A 19,715-nucleotide genomic window follows, 5' to 3' on the forward strand; every position below is an offset into this window, starting at 1 on the left:
TAAACAAAGAGTTAAAAATCAAAACACGCAACTGGAAATGTCAAAAATGCGGAAAAACACTTGATAGGGACACAAACGCAGCAATTAATATTCTAAACCGCTGGTTCAACGGGGATAGCCTGAAAAATACTTAAATTAACCATTATTAAGTGAAAAAAAATTCAGGAATCCCCATCCTCTATAGGATGGGGTGGTTCAATAACTTATTCTTTTTATCGTAAACTTTTTTTTCATTAAATATTTAAACATTAAAAATCATATTTAATTATAATATTGACTTAGTCAATGTAAGATATTTTCAAACCAAGAGGTTATATTTTATGTATGTAAAAAAATTTGAGGAGTTAAGCAAATCCGATATTGGAATTGCAGGTGGAAAAGGTGCTAATTTGGGTGAATTAACTCAAGCGGGCATTCCAGTACCGCCAGGTTTTGTAGTAACTGCACAAGCTTATAAATATTTTATGGATGAAGCTGGAATTAATGATCAAGTAATGAGTATCCTTGATGCAATCGATATCAACGATACCAAAGCTCTTCAGGCTGCAGCTGAAGAAATCAAAACAATCATTATTGAATCTCCTATTCCAGAAGATTTGGTTTTATTCATCCGTGAATATTATAATGAACTTTGTCAAAGGGTTGGCGAGGATGACACCGATGTTGCAATCAGGTCATCTGCAACTGCTGAAGATTTGCCTGAAGCATCATTTGCGGGCCAACAAGATACTTTCTTGCATGTTTCCGGTGATGATGAAGTAATTGAATACATCAGAAAATGTTGGGCATCATTATTTGAAGCAAGAGCAATCTTTTACAGAGAAGAAAATGACTTTGAACATTCAAAAGTTTACATTGCAGTAGTTGTTCAAAAAATGGCAAATGCTGATAAAGCAGGAGTAATGTTTACTGTAAATCCATCCACTGGTGAAGAAATTGCATTAATTGAAGGATCCTGGGGACTTGGAGAATCAGTAGTGTCCGGAGATGTAACTCCAGATAACTATCAAGTTGATAAAAAAGACAACGAAATCATCAATGTAACCATCAGCGACAAAAAAGTAATGTATACTAATGATGAAGCTGGTACTAGTGTAAAAGTTGATGTTCCTGAAGATAAAAGAAAAGAAAGAGTATTGTCTGATGATGAGCTCATTGAATTAACCGAAATGGGTAAAAGAGTTCAAGCTCACTACGGTGAACCAATGGACACCGAATGGGCATTTGAAAAAGACATGTTATTCTTATTGCAAGCAAGACCAATCACTACATTAGGCAATGCCGATGAAGATGCTGGTGAAGCTTCATCCGAATTAGGGGATGTTTTAGTAAGAGGTCTTGGAGCAAGTCCAGGTATGGCTTCAGGTACAGTTAAAATCATTTTAGACATTGATGAACTCGATAAAATCAAAGATGGAGACATCATGGTTACAACAATGACCACACCAGATATGGTGCCTGCTATGAGAAGAGCAAGCGGTATCGTAACTGACGAAGGTGGAGTAACCTGTCACGCTTCAATCATATCAAGAGAACTTGGAATTCCTTGTGTTGTAGGAACCGGTGATGCTACAACCGTATTAGAAGAAAATTCCGGTGTTACCTTGGACGGTAAAAAAGGATTAGTATTTGAAGGAATCTCCCAAACTAAAGAAGAGGCAACTGTTGTTGCAGGAACTGTTGAAGCAGCTCCAATCATAACAGTAACTGAAGTTAAAGCTAATGTAAGTATGCCTGAAGCAGCTGAAAAAGCAGCAGCAACCGGTGCAGATGGTGTTGGACTTTTAAGAACTGAACATTTAATGTTAACCTCTGGCGTTCACCCTGGTAAATTCATTGCTGATGGAAGGGAAGATGAATTGATTGATACAATTGCAGACAATGTTCAAATTGTAGCAGATGCATTCTATCCAAAACCAGTATGGTACAGAACCTTGGATGCACCAACCGATGAATTCATCACATTAGAAGGTGGAGAAAACGAACCTAGAGAACATAACCCAATGCTTGGTTGGAGAGGAATCAGAAGAGAACTTGACCAACCTGAAATCCTTAAATGTGAATTTAAAGCAATCAAAAAATTACACGAAAAAGGATACACAAACATTGGTATCATGATTCCATTATCACAAAGTCCTGAAGAGCTTAAACAAGCTAAAGCACTTTGTTCCGAAGTGGGCTTCGAACCTCACAAGGATGTTGACTTTGGTATGATGGTAGAGATTCCAGCAGCTGCAATTATGATTGACGAGTACATTAAAGTTGGAATAGACTTTGTAAGTTTAGGAACCAACGACTTGACCCAATACACTCTTGCAGTTGACAGAAACAATGAGTTTGTAGCAAAACACTATACTGAAGAACACCCTGCAGTAATGAAATTAATAGAAAGAACTATTAGAAAATGTGCTGAAGCAGGTGTTAAATGCAGTATCTGTGGTCAAGCAGGTAGTGTGCCTCACATTGTTGAAAAACTTGTTGGATATGGAATTTCAAGCGTATCATCAAATACTGATGCTATCGCTGATGTGAGAAAAACTGTTGCACGTGCTGAACAAAAAATTATTCTCGACGCTGCCCGTAAACGTCTAGAATAATCTTTTTATTCTTTTTTTATTTTTATTTTTATTAAATTATTTTTAGATAGGTTACTTTATGGACGATAAGCCAATAGATAAGCAGGATATATTGAAGGAATTGGATGAACTTCACAAATTGGACCATAACTATGCTGATGGAAGGATATTAGGTTCAATGTGTACTGAAGCACATCCCTTTGCAAAGGAAGTATTTTGCAAATTTCTAGATACCAATTTGGGAGATCCTGGCCTCTTCAGAGGCACTAAACAAATTGAAAATAATGTCATAAAATCTATTGGCGAGTTATTGTCTCTTGATGATGCTTATGGCAATATTGTCACTGGCGGAACTGAAGCCAACTTGATGGCAATGAGGGCTGCAAGAAATCATGCAAGAAAATATAAGGGAATAAGTGATGGTGAAATAATAATTCCCGAATCTGCTCATTTTTCATTTAAGAAAGCTGCGGACATGCTTAACCTCAAAATTGTTGAAGCTAAAATCGATGAAAATTATAAGATTGATGTCGAATCTCTTAGGGATGCAATATCCGATAAGACAGTGGCAATCGTGGCAATTGCAGGAACCACTGAATTGGGATTAATTGACCCTATCGAAGAGATTTCCGAAATCGCTTTTGAAAACAATATTTATTTCCATGTCGACGCCGCTTTTGGAGGATTTTCAATTCCATTTTTAAGGCAAGCAGGTTATGATTTGCCTGTATTTGATTTTTCATTGGACGGAGTTTGCTCTATAACTGTTGACCCTCACAAGATGGGACTGGCTCCAATTCCTGCCGGAGGGATTATTTTCAGGTGTGAGGAATATCTTGATGTGATGGCAGTCGATTCACCTTATTTGACTGTTAAAACACAATCCACAATTGTTGGAACTCGTTTGGGCGCTTCTTCAGCTGCAACCTATGCAATAATGAAATATTTTGGAAGGGAAGGTTACACTAAGTTGGCTCAAAATCTAATGGAAAACACTAAATTCTTTGCCCAAAACTTAAAAAAATTAGGTTATGAAATTGTTTGTGAACCTGAACTGAATATTGTTGCATTCAACCATCCAGATATGGATACCAATGTTTTGGCTCAAAAATTAGAAGATTTGGGATGGAAGGTGTCTGTTGCAAAATGCCCTGTTGCAATCAGGGTAGTCTTAATGAATCATATTAAAAAGAATCATTTGGAAGAATTATTGAAAGATTTAGAAGATATATATTAATCTTCAATACTTTCAACATACATTAAAGGATAATTTAACTCTTCAATAAATTCAATTCTGATTACTGCAACAACTTCATCCACTTTTGTATGGATTTTAACGTCAAGCATATCTCCTGTAAGTGAAGTGTAGTCGAATTCTGTCATTGATTCTTCCAGCTTGTCAAATCTGATTTCAACTTCCACCTTTTCAATTGCAGGCTGCAGGTTTAGGGAGTCTTCCATTGCTTTTTCTAGACTTCCTTTTGTGTCTTTATTGACGGGTGTTCCTACAAATTGATGAAATAATGCTCCCATGCTGATTGCGCCTTCAAATATGGCGCGTTCACGTGTTGTTATATTTGAAAAGTATTCCTTGTCAACGTCCATTATAATCCTCCGTTTAAAAATATTATCTTATCGTATATCAGCTCTGATGGTATTGGATTTATGCAGCAATAGAACAGCACGGCTGAGATGATTATTACTGTTGCTAAAATGTATGGTCTGTTGTCTTTCGGATAGATTAAACTGAATATGAATCCAACAACCATGAATATTGCTGAAATTATCCATGCGTTTGATTCCTGCGGATTATCTTCCATGACTTGTATATTAACCGGACCTTTCTCGACCAAATCTCCCTGAACGATTATTCTGTTTTCAGTTGAACCGATAGGGTCACATGTAATCAGGTAAGATGAATTGGTTCCTTCAGGATAAAAGTCATATGTTCCAGGCACGATTTTTGTATCCACCACATTATATTTCAGTTCTCCAATTCCCGGCCATTCAATCAGGAATGTATCTCCAACACCCAGTTCATTCAGCCTTAAAAATGGGGATCCCTGAAGTGTCCTATGACCATATAATGCAACTGATTCTTCAGTTGGAATATTCTCTCCCGGATCGCTTAAAACTCCATAATTTAAAGTTTCATTGTTTATTTTTTCATTAACTCCAATTGAGGGGATTACGATTTTGGGAGAATCGACATTCACGCTTTTTTCAACAACGACTTTTGTTGAAAAATAATTCACTTCCCCCATTGCATATAATCCAATTATCAATAAACAAATTATAACAATTATAGTTGAAATGCTAGGTTTATTCATATTATCAAATTTGTCATCACTACTATAATACTATTTCTTAATTTTGGCTTGTTTCGCTGATTTCTTTCACAATCCAATCAGGTGCTTCTGATGTTGGAATTGTCAGAACGATGTTATCCATGTTGTTCAATATGAAATTGACCTTGTCTTGCGGTGTTTCAATCAAAAGCATATACTCTGCATCCAAATCGCCCAAGTTTATCTGTCTTTCGTAATTTGATAGTTTCACACCGTAATCCTCAAGCAGTTCAAAGGTTTCTTTTTCATCATATCCATTGATGATTGAAGCTTTAATCATTTCCAGGACATCTGATGAGAACGCCTTTGTGTCTTCATGGGGATTTGTGGAATTTCCTTCAACATTCATCTTGGATTTTGAATATTCCGAATCAATCTCTCCATTCTCCTCATATCTCATTATTGACAAGACGGTGCACCCTCTGATTTCGGGGGATGTCGAATTTGTAGCGTTTTCATCTGTCGAATTTGAATTTGTGTAGATGTCTACAATGCTGCCTTCCTTTACAAGGCCTGCCCCCGCCTGGAGACGTGAGACTAATATTGGAACTGAAACGGTGTTCGGCTCTTCAAATTTGATTTGTGAGAGAATCCTTGCGTCATTTTCATTTACAATTTCCATGGCTTCATATGTTGGAATGATTGTGCTTTTGTTTTCATTTTCATAAACTGCCATTGTTCTGTTGTATTTGTCCTGATGCAGATTAATGGATTTTTTGTGATGCTCCTTCCAGTCTTTTGTTGCGGGAGTCAAAATGTTAATTGATTCAACTTCATGTGCATTTCTGCCATCATTGATTTGGTTTTCAAGTAGTAATGCATTGGGGGAGGTTGTTAGCGCTCCGGAATACAGGTCGTGAAGCTCATTTAACTTTGTAGTTTTTGCTAGTGACAATGCCTCTTGTGCAGGTTCATAGATTATAAAATAATATGCTGTGATTATCAATGTCAATAGTATCAATGTTGTAATAATCACGCCTATTTTTCTTTTTTTCTCATCGTCAGTTATATCGATTGATTTTGGAGATAAATATATGCCAATTTTTCGATTTAACTTTTTCAGTGGTGTTAATTCATCAGTTTTTTCCTTTTTCATGGGTTTTCGAAGTTCGCTGGAAATCTGCTTTTTCAGTTCCTGTGTTTCTTCAAAACCTCTGGGATATAGTGGATCACGCGGTTTTTTGGTACTCATTTTAAAATACTCCTAATTTCAATTATTGATGGTTAACTTAATTAAATAGGAGTAATAATTACTTATCTTTTAATTAAATTAATTATTAGGTAGTAAAGACAGAATAATAGTAATATTAATGCAGGTATGTTAATATTGAATATTATAATGTTAATTGGAAGAATTAGAATCAGTATTAATACTGCAGATATTGCAATTATTGGTATGTTGTCGAATTTTTGATATCTGATATTACTTATCATCAGCAATGAAATGATGATGCTTAGTATTAACGCAATATATGGGTTAAATAATCCACTTAGGTAAAATGTAGCTATTACAAATGAAATTCCTGGAATTGGAAAACCGATAAAATCTGTTGTATCTAGTTTACCGGCAATTACATTATATCTGGTCAATCTTAAAACTCCACAAATAACAATGAATAAGCTGGTTAGAATTACTATTGCTTGAAATATGCCTGGGGTGGTGTTAATGCAACTGTAAATGAATATTGCAGGTGCTACTCCGAATGAAACGATATCGGATAATGAATCGATATTTTTCCCGAAGCCTAAATCGTCCTGTCTGTTTATTTTTCGTGCTACCCAACCATCTGAAGAGTCAAATATGATTGCAATAAGCATAAGGATTGCAGCCAGCTCAAAATTATGATTGATTGAGCTGATGGCTGATAAGAATCCAGAACTCATATTTAATAAGGATATGATGTCTGACAGTGCTATAAAACTTTTCATATCTGTGTTCATGTCGCTCATAATTTAACTCCAGTATTACTTTCTACTTCATTTCTTATTAATGTTATCTTATAATCCATGTAATTTTCACTTATATTCACATTTATTAATGCAGATATGTTATTTTTACCCAATTTGATAAATTTCTCTTATATATAAATATTGAGTTTGTATTATATAGTAATTTTGCTTAGATGTTATTGGTATTGTTTTAATATGTTAAAATCACGATTTTTCCAACTTTTTTTTAAAAAAAGTCCAATAAAAGATAAAATATATATAATAATGTTTTTAATAAATATTAATGGTTAGACTTTATAAACATCAATAAAATTCTTTATTTATGTATTAAATTGGGAAGTTCTTTCCTTAAATTTAATATTTTTAAATAATGTTTCTTGTTTGTTTAAACGACTAATTTATATTAATATATTGCGAGTAGTTAAATGATTGAAGATAATATACGTATGCTCAGAGAAGCCGCAATGGCTACATCAAGCGAAGACTATGTAATCGAAAAGGCTTGGGGTATTGTTGCGGGAAATGTTGAATTGGTTGACAATATGGCATATAAAGCTATTGCATCCAATTATCAAATTAAAATTCTATTCAGAGAGCATGTTATATTAACTAGTGGTAAGATGGATAAGAAATTCGATTTTATCATGTTTCATGGAAACGCGCTCAAATTAAAGGAGTTCAAGTCTGAAACCATAAGAGATGGTGGGGCATATGTTCAGGTCTCTAAAAATATTCTGGAAAAGAATCCCAATTTAATGGTATTTGTCGCTCCGGATGATGTGATTAGAAACATAGTGTCCACTATTGAAAAATTGAAGATTTCCTTTGCAATCTTACAGGAATCACAAACTACTGGATTTATAGATATTGATATAAGTAGCGAAGTTAAATTACCAAACTTTATTAAATCCTTTCTCAGGCCATTTTATGATGCAAATGAGGTTGTTTTATCAACAGTGTTATTGTCTGTTGAAAAAAAAGAGGCAGTTAGTAGAGTTCAAAGTATAGCTACATCTAATAAGGTTTTCGTTATCGATTTTAGAGACATTGTAACGGAGGATTAATCATGAATATTTTTGGAAATGAAGAGGAAGAACCACAAACTGAAAATACTAAGGTTATTAGTAACAGTTTAGGAATTGATTTAGGAACTTTAAACACAGTAATTGCAAAGCCTTCAGGTGATAAATTTGATTTATATCAAATCCCATCTGTTGTTGCAGTTAAAAAAGACGATCCTGCAGAAGTATTGGCTGTTGGTGAAGAAGCTAAAAAAATGCTCGGTAGGACTCCTGAAGATATTCTTGCAGTAAGACCTTTGAAAAAAGGAGTTATAGAAAACGTTGTACAAGCACAGGCATTACTTATTAAGGCAATGCAAATCGGTATTAATGAAGGTGAAACTGTAGGTAGAATCGTCATTGGTATTCCTGGTGATGCTTCTGAAGTGGAAAAAAATGCTGCTGAAGAAATCGGAAGAAAAGCTGGTGCTCAAAACATTTTAGTAATTAGTGAAGGATTGGCTGCTGCTATTGGTGCAGGCTTGCCTATTGCAGAACCAAACGGAACTATGGTTGTGGACATTGGTGCCGGTTCAACAGATATTGTAATCATTTCCCTTGGTGGTATTAATGATATTGAAACCGTTAGATGTGGTGGAGACGACATTGATACCAAAATAGTTGAACTTGTAGCGGAAAAATACGATGTAGCAATTGGTATTCATGATGCAGAGGCTGCAAAGATTGAAGTTGGTATGGTACATTGTTCCGAACAGCTTGAAAACTTAAGTGTTGAAGTAATCGGTAAGTCTCTTGAAACTAACAGGCCTAAAAAAGTTGTAATTGATTCAATGCTCGTTGCAGATGCAGTAGAACCATATATGCAACAAATCGTAGATGGTTTAAATGTGATTCTAGAAAGATTATCTCCAGAATTGATGATGGGTGTTTACAATAACGCTGTTGCTGTTGGTGGAAGTTCAAGACTTCGTGGACTTAAAAACAGAATTTTCGATGAAATTGGTATACCAATAGAAATTTCTGAAGATCCTATGACTGTTGTGGCAAAAGGTACTGCAATTGTTGCTGCTGAACCTCTTGCTTTAGAACCTGAAGTCCGTCTTAGGGCTATGAAATAAATTTATTTTATTTCATTTCTTTTTTTTATATTTTTTTTGATTTTTATGGATATATTAGGCATTGATGAGGCCGGAAGAGGATCTGTTTTAGGTCCTATGGTGATTGCAGGAGTAATTGTTCCTGAAAAGATGGAAAAGGTACCTGGAAGAATGGGCGTTAAGGACTCCAAAAGGCTGACTCCAAATCGTCGTACAATCCTGTCTCGTAAACTACGCAAAATGTTTGAATATGACATGATAATAATTTCAGCCCGTGAAATCGATGAGATGAGAGCTGATGGAATCAATCTCAACGAAATAGAAAAAAATGCTATGGAAGAATTGATTTTAAGATTGAAACCGGAAAAAGCCATTGTCGATGCTGTTGATGTTAAGGCTGAAAGGTTTCAGGAAAACCTTAAAAGGGATACTGGTTTTGATGTGATTGCTGAGCACAAGGCTGATGATTCGTATATTCAAGTAAGTGCAGCATCAATTATCGCAAAAGCTGAAAGAGATGCGCAAATTGCTGAGATAAACAAGGAATTCATCAAATCCGGAGGCATCGGTTCAGGCTATCCATCCGACCCGACAACAAAGGAATTCCTGGCTAACTATTCCTATGATGAAATGCCGGATTTTGTTAGAAGGTCATGGAATACTGTAGCAAAAATGAAATAGTTTCCAATCGTTTTTTAAATAATATTTAAGTATATGAATTGATAAAACATTACTTATAAACAATTTTCAATATAATATATTTAGGGATAAAAATGATTATTGAGTATATTATGCCATTAATTGATGGAATAGTTGACATTTTTACTCAAGGGGGAATTATCACTTATATAATTCTTTTCATAGGTATTTATGGTCTTATTATTGCATTGAGGAAAATAGCATATCTTAGAAGGATTAGTAAAGTTGATACAACCGAAATATTCGGTGTTGTTACCGCATCAATGGAAAGAGGCGGTGCTGTAGAAGCTTTAAAACAGATAAACGGTTTTAAAAATCCTATTTCTAGAATCATTTCCGAAACTTTAAAAATAGGATATAAGAACAAAACTGAAGTTGAGGAAAGTATGGAGCAGATCTTCATCGTTGAGGTTGCTAAGATGACTAAAGGTTTAAGCACCCTCAAGACCATTATCGAGCTTGCTCCATTTTTAGGTTTGATAGGTACTGTTATCGGTATTTGGATGACTTTCAAATCATTAGGGGTTCATCCGGATTCTGCTGCAATGGCGGAAGGTATTTATGTTGCCTTGACAACTACAATCATGGGGCTTTTGGTGGCTATTGTTCTATTGCCAATATACACATATATTCAAGGCCTTATTGAAGCGGAAATGGATAAGATTGAACTCGCTACAAAAATGACCAACTGGGGATATGCTGTTGTAAAAATTAGAGTTGATTCTAATGTAGAATGTGCCCTTGAAGCTCTTCAAGAAGCTGAGGGTGTTGTAAATACCAGATTAATTTCTGACCCTTATGCTAATATCAAGGTTTCTTTTAAGCCAAGTATGTTAGATAAGAGTATTGCGAATATTATTTTAGAAAAGTGTAATGTTAATGCTGAGATTACCGAAAGTAAACTAAGACAATAGGTGATTAGATGGCTATTGATGTAAAAAAGCATAAAAAGAAATTTTTAAATCAACAACCAAGTATCAATTTAGTTCCTTTTATTGATATCCTTTTCACAATCATGATTTTCTTAGTTGTAACTAGTAATTTTTCAGCTACAGATGTTCAAGCGGATGCTGCGGATGATGTTGAAGATTCCGGCGGAAAACCTAATGTAACTGATGTTTCTGGGGACCAGGAATATTATGTTATGCCAGTGGCCAATCTGCATAAGGTTACTGTAAACGGTCAAGATCGGTCGGATGCGATTGCGGGCAGTGCCGTGGGTGTTCAAGCTAATGTTATTGATCAAGGACAAGTTACCATTAAACCTGGTGAAATTGTTATAGAAACTCCTCCAGGTGTGCCTCCAGAGGTTGCTGTACAACGTCCTGAACTTAATTAAGGAGATATAAAATGTATACTGGTAGAATTTTATCAACTGGGATGAATAGTGAAGGTAAACCTTTTGTAGCCTACAGGGTATCAAGCAGGTCATTTCCAAATAGGGATTGCTATAAATTTGATGACCATGTGGCTGTTGTCCCGAAGGAAGGTTTTGAAAAAGATATTTATAAGAGCACTTATATTTCTTACAATTGCATCTGTTTTGCAAATGATGTTGCAGTTGTATCAAATGGTTCTCAGACAGATGTTATAGCGGATAAGATTCGTGTAGGAATGAATATCAGGGATGCAATGGCATATTCATTGCTTACTATGGATTATGAAAAAGATGATTATAATACTCCAAGAATTGCCGCTGCTGTAACTGCAACCGACAATGAAGATGAATATGAGTGTTATATTGGAATTGTTAATGACAATAAAATATTAGTTGAACAAGTGCCATATGGTGAAGCAGCATTTATTTCAACATACGGCAGTCAAGTGCCTGATAAAGTAGATTTCGAAGCTAAAACTTCTGAAGAGGCTGCAAAATATATTTTTGATGAAGGTACTTTTGCAAATTATGAAAAACCTGTCACATCCAGTGCAGCTGTTTTTGATGGAAAATGGACTACTGCGGTCTATGTTCCATAATTTTTTCTTTTTTTTAAGTTTTTTTAGATGATTATTATGAGTATTGAATTGTTTGGTTTAGAAGGTATTCCCATTATTGACGGGGATAGTGACATTTCTCAAATTATTAAAGAGGCTATTGAAAAGCAGGGTTGCGGTTTAATTCATGGTGATGTTGTCTTAATCGCAGAGACTCTGATTTCAAAGTCTGAAGAAAATTTCATCAGGTTGGATGAATTGACACCATCCGATTATGCAATCAGGCTTTCAAATGATTCCGGCAAGGACCCTAAACTGGTTGAAGCTATCTTAAACGAATCAAATGAGGTCGTACGTGTCGGACCTAATTTCATCATAACCGAAACAAAGCAGGGTTTTGTCTGTGCTAATGCAGGTATCGATGAGTCCAATGTTGGCGATGGACTTGCCACTCCAATGCCAAAGGATGCAGACAAGTCTGCTCGTGAAATTCGAGAATATTTGGAAGATGAATTCGGAGAAGAGATTGCTGTTATAATTACCGATACTCAGGGAAGAGCGTTCCGATTTGGAGCAATCGGTACTGCAATCGGGTGTTCTGGAATTTCACCTATCTGGAAACGTGTTGGTGAAAAGGATTTATACGGAAGGGAATTGGAAACAACTGAAATAGCAACCTGTGACGAACTGTCTGCAGCTGCATCCCTTATTATGGGACAGGCTGATGAAGGTCTTCCTGTTGTTATTATTCGTGGTTTCGACAGTTTTGATATATTGAGAAATGTTGATTCAAACATTAAACCTGTTTTAATGCCTAGAGAAGCGGATGTATTTAGAAAGTAGTTGATATTATGATTACTGTTTTATCTGGAGGAACTGGCACTCCAAAATTATTGCAAGGGCTTAAGGAAATTGTTGATCCTAAGGATTTGACAATTATTGTAAATACATTGGAAAACAATTACTTTTCCGGAGTTTATGTCTCAGCAGACATTGATACTGTACTGTATACTATGTCTGACATGATAAATGATGAGTTTTGGTATGGGGTTAAGGATGATACATTCATAACTCATGACAGGCTTGAAGAGCTGGGTTGTCCTGAACTGCTTAGAATAGGCGATATTGACCGTGCCACAAAGATACAGAAAACCCAACTGATGGAAAAGTATGGCCTTGCAAAGGCATGTGAAATCCAGGCCAGGAATATGGGAATCGAATCCAAAATCATTCCTATGAGTGAAGAGGACTCTGAAATAAAAATCGTCACCGATATCGGCGAGCTTGAGTTCCATGACTTTTTAATAAAGCACCAATCAGAACCTGAAGTGTTGGATGTCAAATTTTCCAATGTCAATCCAGCAGAAGGAGTTGTTGATGCCATTAGAAATTCAGATGCAGTAATTATCGGACCATCCAATCCAATCACTTCAATTTTACCAATATTATCTCTTGAAGGTGTTCGCGATGCTCTAAAAGACACTTATGTCATTGCGGTTTCACCAATTATAGGTTCAGGTGCTGTTTCAGGACCTGCAAACAAGTTCATGAAAGCTTTGGATATTGATGTTTCAGCTGTTGGCGTTGCATCACTATACAATGATTTCCTTGACAATATTGTTATTGATGATAAGGATGTTAATCTGAAATCACAAATAAAACAAATAGTTAATAAGGTAACAGTTACAAATACAATAATGAATAATTTAGGTGTCAAAAAAAATTTGGCGCAAATTATTGTAGATAGTATTCCTTAATAGAAAGAGGCGATTATCAAATGATACAAATGACATTAATACAAATTGACAATTATGGGCCTTGGACCGTAACTCCGAGACCAAGAACTGAATCCGACTTACAGATGCTTCAAGCAAGCTTATTTGCAGATTTAAATAACCATTTTGGAAACAAGAAAGGTTTAGTATTCTTTACAAGATTCGATAATTTACTTGCTGTTTCAAATGGTTTGGATGAAGAGGACCATTTAAGAATTCAAAGGTCTATCAGAAACAGATACCCAATTACCATAAGTATGGGTGTCGGTGCTGCTGAAACTCCTCATGAAGCTCAAAAATTAGCTACCATTGCACTTCAAAAAGCAGGAAGCGCTCAATCAGGTGAAAGAAAAGAAATTTTAGCTATTGACAGTTTGGTAAGTGAGGAAGACAGTTTTGTTCAAGCTGCTCATATTGACATCAACAGTGTTACAGAAACTTTAACAGATATTGAATCTGCTTTTGATACAAGTTTCATGGTTAATAAGGCTCAACACTATTTAATGACCAAATTGATTAAAAAAGGAGCATTATTGTTCTTCATCGGAGGAGATAATTTCATGTCTCCATGTAACGGATTGTCCGAACAGGAAATTGAAGACATCATGGTTGAAATTGATGAAGAGATTGGCATTAAACTCAAAGCAGGTATTGGCAGAGGTAAGAATGCTGAAGATGCTGCTTACATGGCAGATATAGGTCTTGAAGAAATCAGAGCTAATAATAATGAAATGTGGACCTGGGTAATCGAAAAAGAATATTAAGGGATATTATGATTAGAGTAGTTGCTCCAATGGCCGGAATAACTAACGCTGATTTTTTAAATAAGGTTATTCCATTGGGTTTTGATGTAGCTACTTTGGGCGGATACAGTTTAGATGCGCCTACAATTGAAGCAAGTAAAAAGATCATCGAGAGGGGAAGGGCAGAATTTGATTTTCCTTTAGATGAGATTTTTACCCATATTCAAAATGAAGTGAATTCAATAAAAAGTGTTCACAGTGATGTAAAAGTTTCAGCCAATGTGAGGGCAACAACCGCACAGCCGATTATTGATGTAGGCAATATCGAAAATTTGGATATTGTTGAAATTAATTGTCATTGTCGCCAAGAGGAAATTTTAGCTATTGGCTGTGGTCAGGAAATGTTGAGTCGTCCGGATTTATCTAATTTTATTTCTCAAGTCGTTGATAATGTAAAAAGCCAAGTGTCAGTCAAAATTCGGGCAAATGTAGAAGGAACTGATACTTTGGAAATTGCAAAGTTGATAGACGATGCCGGCGCTGACTATTTGCATATTGATGCAATGAAGAAGGGTGTTTTTGAAGCTGACTGGGAACTTTTAAGTGAAATTTCTAATAATGTTAATATTAAGGTTATTGGTAATAATTCAGTTAACAGCAGGGAAAATCTTGAAAAAATGATTAATACCGGTGTTGATGGATTTTCAATAGCTCGTTCAGTTATTTCTGGAAATTTGGATTTTAATATTACTGATTTTTAAAAAATTTAAAACAATTGTTATTAGAAAGTATTATTAATAGTTTAAAATAAAGATTAAATCAATAGGTGATTTCATGGATTTTATAACTCTTAAGAATATTACAAAAACTTTTGATGGTGTTGATGTTCTTAAAGATATTAATTTAAAGATTATTGAAGGAGAGACTTTAGGTATTTTGGGACGTAGTGGAAGCGGAAAATCTGTTTTAATCAACATGCTTAGGGGAACAAAGGAATACACCCCTGATGCAGGTAATATTATAATGAATATTGCTGTTTGTCCAGATTGTTTGGCTGTTGAATCCCCATCTCATGAAGGTGAAAAATGTAACTGTGGCGGAACATATGAAGCTAGGGAAGTTGATTTCTTTAATGCTGAAAGAAAATTATTTGCAAGTATCAAAAGAAGAATTTCCATCATGTTACAACGTAATTTCGCTTTGTATGATGAAGAAACTGTTATTGAAAATGTAATGAGGGCAGTGCCTGATAATGTAGAGTATGAAGAAGGATTATATTTTGCTTTGGAATTATTGGAAATGGTTCAGATGAACCACAGGATTACCCACGTTGCCCGTGATTTGAGTGGTGGGGAAAAGCAGAGAGTTGTGCTTGCAAGGCAATTGGCTAAAAATCCTATGATGTTTTTAGCAGATGAACCTACTGGTACATTAGACCCTCAAACTGCTGTAAAACTTCACAATACCTTGAAAGAAGGTGTTAAAGACAAAAATATTACCATGCTTATCACTTCTCACTGGCCTGAAGTAATGACAGAACTTGCAGACAATGTAATCTGGTTGGAAGACGGTCAAATTAAAGAAGAGGGAGATCCTCAAACAGTTGTAGATAATTTCCTAGAAACAGTTCCTGTTCCTGCAAAACCAGAAATTCCTGAGTTTGGTGAAGAAGAAATTATCATTAAGGACCTCAAAAAACATTATTATTCCATTGAACGTGGTGTAGTTAAAGCGGTTGACGGAATCAACCTAAACATCCACCATGAAGAGATATTTGGAATTGTCGGTTTAAGTGGTTCCGGTAAGACAACTACCACAAGAATGCTAATCGGATTAACTGAGCCAAGTAGCGGTGAAATTGACATCAAACTTGGTGATGAATGGATTGACATGACAAAAGGAGGTCCTCTCAACCGTGGTCGTATTGTTCCTTATATAGGTTTATTGCACCAAGAATATTCACTTTATCCTCACAGAACAATTTTAGGTAACTTAACCGATGCTATTAGTTTGAACTTGCCTGCTGAATTCGGTAAGATTAAAGCTATTCATGCATTAACTACTGTTGGTTTCGGTGAAGGTGAAGCTAATGTGATTTTAGATAAATATCCTGACCAATTAAGTGTGGGAGAAAAACACAGGATTGCTTTGGCACAGGTATTAATCAAAGAACCTAAAATCATCGTTTTGGATGAGCCAACAGGTACCATGGACCCTATTACTCGTGTTAATGTTACCGATTCTATTCTAAAAGCCCGTACAGAATTAGAACAAACTTTCATTATCGTTTCTCACGATATGGACTTTGTTTTAGATGTTTGTGACAGAGCGGCTTTAATGAGGGGAGGAAAACTCTTGGATGTTGGTACTCCTGAAGAAATTGTTAATCAATTAACTCCAGATGAAAAAGAAGATATGCTCAAAGACAGATAAATCTTCTTATTCATTTAATCTTTTTTTTATTATTTTCCAATCAGGACAGAATTTGTCCATCAGTTTTTTAAAATTTTTTCCATGATTGAATTCAATCAGATGGCACAGTTCATGTATCATCACATATTCAAGGCATTCCTTATCTTTTTTTGCAAGATTCAAATTAAGTGTGATTCTGCCGTCCTGCTTGCAGTTTCCCCAGTTTTTCATCTTTCGAACAGTGATGCTTTTAGGTGTTCTTCCAACGATTTTGCTACATTTGTCTAAAGCTTCTGGAATTGCCCTTTTCAGTTCCTGCCTGTAAAATTCGTCTAGAATATTTTTTCTTTTTTCTATTGTGCTTCTTTTTGGAATTGGCAGATAAATGATATTTTCATTAACCAATACATGCTTCACATTATGGTTTGAAATTAGCTGCAGTGTATGCTCCTTTCCCCACAGGTAGTGTTTTTCACCATTGACATATTTTAGGGGGGCTTTTATGTCATTTTCCAAAATGTACTTCTGTTTTTTCAAGATCCATTCCCTTTTTGACTTGACAAATGCAATTATCTCCTCATCACTTACAAACAAGGGTGCAGATACTTTTACATTTCCATCTGGTGGCTGGATACGGATATACATGTTCTTAATGTTTTTTCTATTTACGGTGACGGCAATATTTTCGATTAACATTTCATTAAAGAATAAGTTTTATAAGATATTTAAAATTTGTGTAGGTAAGACCTAATGGTATTTCTACAAAAAAGATTATATATTCATACTTTAAATAAATTATATTATTATTTTATAAATTTACTTGGAGAAATGAAAATTATTTTTGGAGGATATTATGACTTGGGAAGATGCACCATCTCACATTTGTAGAGGGGGAGATGTAAGAGGACTTGCTTTTTGCTGTCCGCCAGTAAAACCATGCCCAGTTTTAAACGCATTACAGGAAGTTAACTTAACTCCTCAGGAGTTCATTAACATTAAGATTCAATTTGGTAAAGAAACTAGATTAGGTGAGGGGGCTGGAACCTGTTTCGGTTCACTTGTATGGTGCTGTAAACCATCAAAACCATGCCCATTGAGAGACATGACTTTAAGGAATATGGGAATGAGTCATGAAGAGTATTTGGATTTAAAAAAGCAGTTATCCGAAAGATTGGTTGGAGTAAAAAAACCTGATCCTGATCAAAGAGCTGAAGCATTGGCTGAAACATTCAATATTTCCAAACTTGAAGCAATGAATGTTTTGACTGAATGCAATAATGATTTGAGAGCTGCTGTAAAAGTATTGCATGCAAAATCTCTTGAAAATTCTGATTAAAATGGATTGGACATCTATTTATCTAAAAACATCAACTTTAAATGTTTTTATTTTAGGCACCGGTGAAGTTGCAGCAAGAAGGGCCAATAAATTCTTGGACCATGGAGCTAACGTTAAGCTGGCCGGAAATAATCTGTCTTCCGATTTGATTGATAAGGGGGCAGAATTATGCGCCACAGAGGATGTTGATGAGCTGGTCAACTGGGCTGATTTGGTTGTGGTTGCCAGCGGTGATGAAGAAATGTCTGATTATGTTTCTAAAATTTCTGGCGACAAATTAATTAATCGGGCAGATTATCCATTAAAGGGCAATGTTATTGTTCCTACAAGTTTTAATATCGCAGACATTGAAATATCTATTTTTACCAATGGAAAAAGTCCATTGATGGCCCGTCAATTGAGAAAAAAGATCCAATCCATAATTACTGAAGAGGATATTTTAGAAATTGAGCTTCAGGATTATGCAAGGTTAAAATTAAAGGATGTCGTTGAAAATCAAAAGGAACGCAGAAAGTGCCTTTATGAGATTTTTGAGGATGAAAAGATAAATGAGTTAATTAAGAATAGGCAGATTGATGACGCTAAAGTTTATATTGATAATTTGATAAGGGGATTAAATTGATACTTAATTTGAGGGTTGACCACAAGATTGCAGATATCCAATCCATGGAGAATATTTCAAAGGACATGGATGAATTGTTTGGGCAATTGCAGGAAAAATATTCTATAAATGAATATGTTGAGATTTCCACCTGCAATAGGAAGGAATATTACATTAACAATGATTTCATTTCAGAAGATGATGAGCTTTTGTCTCATGAAAATCAAAGCATCATAATAGAATATGGACAATCTGCTGTTATGCATCTGCTTAGGATGACCTCAGGTCTTGAATCAATGATTGTTGGAGAGGACCAGATTTTGGGCCAGGTCAAGGATGCCAAGCACAAGGCGGTTAAAAACCATCATTGCGGCAAATCTCTTGATGCTGTTTTTACAAAGGCAATCCATGTTGGCCAGGTTGTCAGGAACAAGACCAATATCAACAAGGGTGCTGTTTCCATAGGTTCAGCGGCAATAGACTTGGCAGAAAAGCACATCGGCAGTTTGGATGATAAGTCTGTTCTTGTAATCGGTGCCGGAAAAATGGGTAAATTGGTTGCAAAAGCTTTGGCTGAAAAGAATCTGAACGCTATTTTCGTTGCCAACCGTACTTATTATGTTGCAGTTGACCTTGCCAAGGATTTAGGTGGTGAAGCGATACTATTTGCTGATTTGGAAGAGTATTTGGCCACTGCTGATTTGGTGATAAGTGCTACAAGTGCTCCACATGCGATAATTACAAAAGAGCGCCTTTTGGGAATAGATATGGATTATGAAAACATAATGATGGTCGATATTGCCAATCCTCGTGATATTTCAGATGATGTTTGTGAATTGGGCGTCAAGTCATTCAATATTGATGACCTGCGTGAAATTGCCGATGAAAATACCAGGCTCAGAATTAAGGAATTCGGTGAAGCGGAAAATATCATCAATGAAGAGTTCATTTTGCTTAAAGAATCGTTTAAAATAATGGAAGTTGATGAGATTCTTGGTAATTTAAGAGCATCTATGGAAGAGATAAGAGAACGCGAAACTCTAAAAGCATCAGTTAAGTTGGCTGATGTAGATGGAAGTGTCAAAATTCTAAATAATTTAACAAATTCCATCGTCAACAAAATTTTCTATGATATTTCTAAAAATCTGAAAAAAGCTGCAAAAGAAGAAAATAAAGATGTTATTGATGCAGCAGAGTATATTTTTGATTTTAATTAGAAAT

At 35.4% G+C, this 19,715-nt stretch carries 22 protein-coding genes; 17 read left to right on the plus strand and 5 right to left on the minus strand.

What is annotated here, in order from left to right; genetic code table 11:
- The first annotated feature begins 17 nt into the window (after window positions 1–17).
- The 3 genes from E7Z79_RS09700 (at window position 18) to mfnA (ending at window position 3,813) form a co-directional block, all read left to right on the plus strand.
- Window positions 18–134, plus strand: a complete 117-nt coding sequence (locus E7Z79_RS09700) for a zinc ribbon domain-containing protein (RefSeq protein WP_369693421.1) — start codon at window positions 18–20, stop codon at window positions 132–134.
- 186 nt (window positions 135–320) lie between these two features.
- The gene (gene ppsA, locus E7Z79_RS02805; RefSeq protein WP_303738462.1) at window positions 321–2,597 is read left to right on the plus strand and encodes a phosphoenolpyruvate synthase; all 2,277 of its coding nucleotides are present in this window, start codon (window positions 321–323) and stop codon (window positions 2,595–2,597) included.
- A gap of 58 nt (window positions 2,598–2,655) precedes the next feature.
- Entirely contained in the window at window positions 2,656–3,813 is a 1,158-nt protein-coding gene (gene mfnA / locus E7Z79_RS02810; protein WP_303738463.1) for a tyrosine decarboxylase MfnA, read from the plus strand.
- Here mfnA and E7Z79_RS02815 read toward each other — a convergent pair.
- From E7Z79_RS02815 to E7Z79_RS02830, 4 genes are all read right to left on the minus strand, one after another.
- Window positions 3,810–4,181: a dihydroneopterin aldolase family protein gene (locus tag E7Z79_RS02815; RefSeq protein WP_303738464.1), complete on the minus strand. Its 372-nt coding sequence runs from the start codon at window positions 4,179–4,181 to the stop codon at window positions 3,810–3,812. The genes mfnA and E7Z79_RS02815 overlap by 4 nt on opposite strands.
- Complete coding sequence (locus E7Z79_RS02820) at window positions 4,181–4,861, minus strand: sortase (protein WP_303738465.1); 681 nt, start codon at window positions 4,859–4,861, stop codon at window positions 4,181–4,183. Before E7Z79_RS02820 ends, E7Z79_RS02815 begins: the two co-directional genes overlap by 1 nt.
- An 82-nt stretch (window positions 4,862–4,943) precedes the next feature.
- Complete coding sequence (locus E7Z79_RS02825) at window positions 4,944–6,116, minus strand: DUF515 domain-containing protein (protein WP_303738466.1); 1,173 nt, start codon at window positions 6,114–6,116, stop codon at window positions 4,944–4,946.
- 62 nt (window positions 6,117–6,178) lie between these two features.
- Window positions 6,179–6,874: an archaetidylserine synthase gene (locus E7Z79_RS02830; RefSeq protein ID WP_303738467.1), complete on the minus strand. Its 696-nt coding sequence runs from the start codon at window positions 6,872–6,874 to the stop codon at window positions 6,179–6,181.
- A gap of 464 nt (window positions 6,875–7,338) precedes the next feature.
- Here E7Z79_RS02830 and E7Z79_RS02835 point away from each other — a divergent pair, with 464 nt between their 5' ends.
- The 11 genes from E7Z79_RS02835 (at window position 7,339) to atwA (ending at window position 16,578) form a co-directional block, all read left to right on the plus strand.
- Window positions 7,339–7,938: a hypothetical protein gene (locus E7Z79_RS02835; protein WP_303738468.1), complete on the plus strand. Its 600-nt coding sequence runs from the start codon at window positions 7,339–7,341 to the stop codon at window positions 7,936–7,938.
- 2 nt (window positions 7,939–7,940) lie between these two features.
- Window positions 7,941–9,014, plus strand: coding sequence for a rod shape-determining protein (locus tag E7Z79_RS02840; protein WP_303738469.1), 1,074 nt, complete (start codon window positions 7,941–7,943; stop codon window positions 9,012–9,014).
- A 45-nt stretch (window positions 9,015–9,059) separates the two neighbouring features.
- Entirely contained in the window at window positions 9,060–9,674 is a 615-nt protein-coding gene (gene rnhB / locus E7Z79_RS02845) for a ribonuclease HII (RefSeq protein ID WP_303738470.1), read from the plus strand.
- A gap of 92 nt (window positions 9,675–9,766) precedes the next feature.
- Entirely contained in the window at window positions 9,767–10,606 is an 840-nt protein-coding gene (locus E7Z79_RS02850; RefSeq protein ID WP_303738471.1) for a MotA/TolQ/ExbB proton channel family protein, read from the plus strand.
- An 8-nt stretch (window positions 10,607–10,614) separates the two neighbouring features.
- Window positions 10,615–11,031 carry a biopolymer transporter ExbD gene (locus E7Z79_RS02855; RefSeq protein WP_303738472.1) on the plus strand — a complete coding sequence of 139 codons (417 nt, stop codon included), beginning with the start codon at window positions 10,615–10,617 and terminating at the stop codon, window positions 11,029–11,031.
- Window positions 11,032–11,042: 11 nt separating this feature from the next.
- Window positions 11,043–11,669, plus strand: a complete 627-nt coding sequence (locus tag E7Z79_RS02860) for an IMP cyclohydrolase (protein WP_303738473.1) — start codon at window positions 11,043–11,045, stop codon at window positions 11,667–11,669.
- A 27-nt stretch (window positions 11,670–11,696) separates the two neighbouring features.
- Window positions 11,697–12,470 carry a coenzyme F420-0:L-glutamate ligase gene (locus E7Z79_RS02865; RefSeq protein ID WP_303738474.1) on the plus strand — a complete coding sequence of 258 codons (774 nt, stop codon included), beginning with the start codon at window positions 11,697–11,699 and terminating at the stop codon, window positions 12,468–12,470.
- A gap of 8 nt (window positions 12,471–12,478) precedes the next feature.
- Window positions 12,479–13,384 carry a 2-phospho-L-lactate transferase gene (gene cofD, locus E7Z79_RS02870; RefSeq protein ID WP_303738475.1) on the plus strand — a complete coding sequence of 302 codons (906 nt, stop codon included), beginning with the start codon at window positions 12,479–12,481 and terminating at the stop codon, window positions 13,382–13,384.
- A gap of 20 nt (window positions 13,385–13,404) precedes the next feature.
- A complete protein-coding gene (locus E7Z79_RS02875) occupies window positions 13,405–14,166 on the plus strand; it encodes a GTP cyclohydrolase III (protein ID WP_303738476.1) in 762 nt (253 codons plus the stop codon).
- Between the two features lie 29 nt (window positions 14,167–14,195).
- Complete coding sequence (locus E7Z79_RS02880) at window positions 14,196–14,906, plus strand: MJ0144 family RNA dihydrouridine synthase-like protein (RefSeq protein ID WP_369693422.1); 711 nt, start codon at window positions 14,196–14,198, stop codon at window positions 14,904–14,906.
- A 73-nt stretch (window positions 14,907–14,979) separates the two neighbouring features.
- Window positions 14,980–16,578, plus strand: a complete 1,599-nt coding sequence (atwA, locus tag E7Z79_RS02885) for a methyl coenzyme M reductase system, component A2 (protein ID WP_303738478.1) — start codon at window positions 14,980–14,982, stop codon at window positions 16,576–16,578.
- A gap of 6 nt (window positions 16,579–16,584) precedes the next feature.
- On the opposite strand, the gene E7Z79_RS02890 is transcribed toward atwA, so the two are convergent.
- Window positions 16,585–17,253, minus strand: coding sequence for a M48 family metallopeptidase (locus E7Z79_RS02890; protein WP_303738479.1), 669 nt, complete (start codon window positions 17,251–17,253; stop codon window positions 16,585–16,587).
- A gap of 157 nt (window positions 17,254–17,410) precedes the next feature.
- Here E7Z79_RS02890 and E7Z79_RS02895 point away from each other — a divergent pair, with 157 nt between their 5' ends.
- Genes E7Z79_RS02895 through hemA form a run of 3 tightly spaced genes read left to right on the plus strand, consistent with a single transcriptional unit; the run spans window position 17,411 to window position 19,711 of the window.
- Complete coding sequence (locus E7Z79_RS02895) at window positions 17,411–17,893, plus strand: methanogenesis marker 9 domain-containing protein (RefSeq protein WP_303738480.1); 483 nt, start codon at window positions 17,411–17,413, stop codon at window positions 17,891–17,893.
- Window position 17,894: 1 nt separating this feature from the next.
- Window positions 17,895–18,515: a bifunctional precorrin-2 dehydrogenase/sirohydrochlorin ferrochelatase gene (locus E7Z79_RS02900; protein ID WP_303738481.1), complete on the plus strand. Its 621-nt coding sequence runs from the start codon at window positions 17,895–17,897 to the stop codon at window positions 18,513–18,515.
- The gene (gene hemA, locus E7Z79_RS02905) at window positions 18,512–19,711 is read left to right on the plus strand and encodes a glutamyl-tRNA reductase (protein WP_303738482.1); all 1,200 of its coding nucleotides are present in this window, start codon (window positions 18,512–18,514) and stop codon (window positions 19,709–19,711) included. Before E7Z79_RS02900 ends, hemA begins: the two co-directional genes overlap by 4 nt.
- The last annotated feature ends 4 nt before the right edge of the window (window positions 19,712–19,715 follow it).

It is taken from the genome of Methanobrevibacter thaueri (assembly GCF_015062905.1).
Classification (GTDB): domain Archaea; phylum Methanobacteriota; class Methanobacteria; order Methanobacteriales; family Methanobacteriaceae; genus Methanocatella; species Methanocatella thaueri_A.

Excerpts from the sequence above, each read along its gene's own strand:
- ppsA (WP_303738462.1), top strand. The coding sequence starts at position 321 with ATGTATGTAAAAAAATTTGAGGAGTTAAGCAAATCCGATATTGGAATT.
- mfnA (WP_303738463.1), top strand. The coding sequence starts at position 2,656 with ATGGACGATAAGCCAATAGATAAGCAGGATATATTGAAGGAATTGGAT.
- E7Z79_RS02815 (WP_303738464.1), bottom strand. The coding sequence starts at position 4,181 with ATGGACGTTGACAAGGAATACTTTTCAAATATAACAACACGTGAACGC.
- E7Z79_RS02825 (WP_303738466.1), bottom strand. The coding sequence starts at position 6,116 with ATGAGTACCAAAAAACCGCGTGATCCACTATATCCCAGAGGTTTTGAA.
- E7Z79_RS02830 (WP_303738467.1), bottom strand. The coding sequence starts at position 6,874 with ATGAGCGACATGAACACAGATATGAAAAGTTTTATAGCACTGTCAGAC.
- E7Z79_RS02835 (WP_303738468.1), top strand. The coding sequence starts at position 7,339 with ATGGCTACATCAAGCGAAGACTATGTAATCGAAAAGGCTTGGGGTATT.
- E7Z79_RS02840 (WP_303738469.1), top strand. The coding sequence starts at position 7,941 with ATGAATATTTTTGGAAATGAAGAGGAAGAACCACAAACTGAAAATACT.
- rnhB (WP_303738470.1), top strand. The coding sequence starts at position 9,060 with ATGGATATATTAGGCATTGATGAGGCCGGAAGAGGATCTGTTTTAGGT.
- E7Z79_RS02850 (WP_303738471.1), top strand. The coding sequence starts at position 9,767 with ATGATTATTGAGTATATTATGCCATTAATTGATGGAATAGTTGACATT.
- E7Z79_RS02855 (WP_303738472.1), top strand. The coding sequence starts at position 10,615 with ATGGCTATTGATGTAAAAAAGCATAAAAAGAAATTTTTAAATCAACAA.
- E7Z79_RS02860 (WP_303738473.1), top strand. The coding sequence starts at position 11,043 with ATGTATACTGGTAGAATTTTATCAACTGGGATGAATAGTGAAGGTAAA.
- E7Z79_RS02865 (WP_303738474.1), top strand. The coding sequence starts at position 11,697 with ATGATTATTATGAGTATTGAATTGTTTGGTTTAGAAGGTATTCCCATT.
- cofD (WP_303738475.1), top strand. The coding sequence starts at position 12,479 with ATGATTACTGTTTTATCTGGAGGAACTGGCACTCCAAAATTATTGCAA.
- E7Z79_RS02875 (WP_303738476.1), top strand. The coding sequence starts at position 13,405 with ATGATACAAATGACATTAATACAAATTGACAATTATGGGCCTTGGACC.
- E7Z79_RS02880 (WP_369693422.1), top strand. The coding sequence starts at position 14,196 with ATGGCCGGAATAACTAACGCTGATTTTTTAAATAAGGTTATTCCATTG.
- atwA (WP_303738478.1), top strand. The coding sequence starts at position 14,980 with ATGGATTTTATAACTCTTAAGAATATTACAAAAACTTTTGATGGTGTT.
- E7Z79_RS02890 (WP_303738479.1), bottom strand. The coding sequence starts at position 17,253 with ATGTTAATCGAAAATATTGCCGTCACCGTAAATAGAAAAAACATTAAG.
- E7Z79_RS02895 (WP_303738480.1), top strand. The coding sequence starts at position 17,411 with ATGACTTGGGAAGATGCACCATCTCACATTTGTAGAGGGGGAGATGTA.
- E7Z79_RS02900 (WP_303738481.1), top strand. The coding sequence starts at position 17,895 with ATGGATTGGACATCTATTTATCTAAAAACATCAACTTTAAATGTTTTT.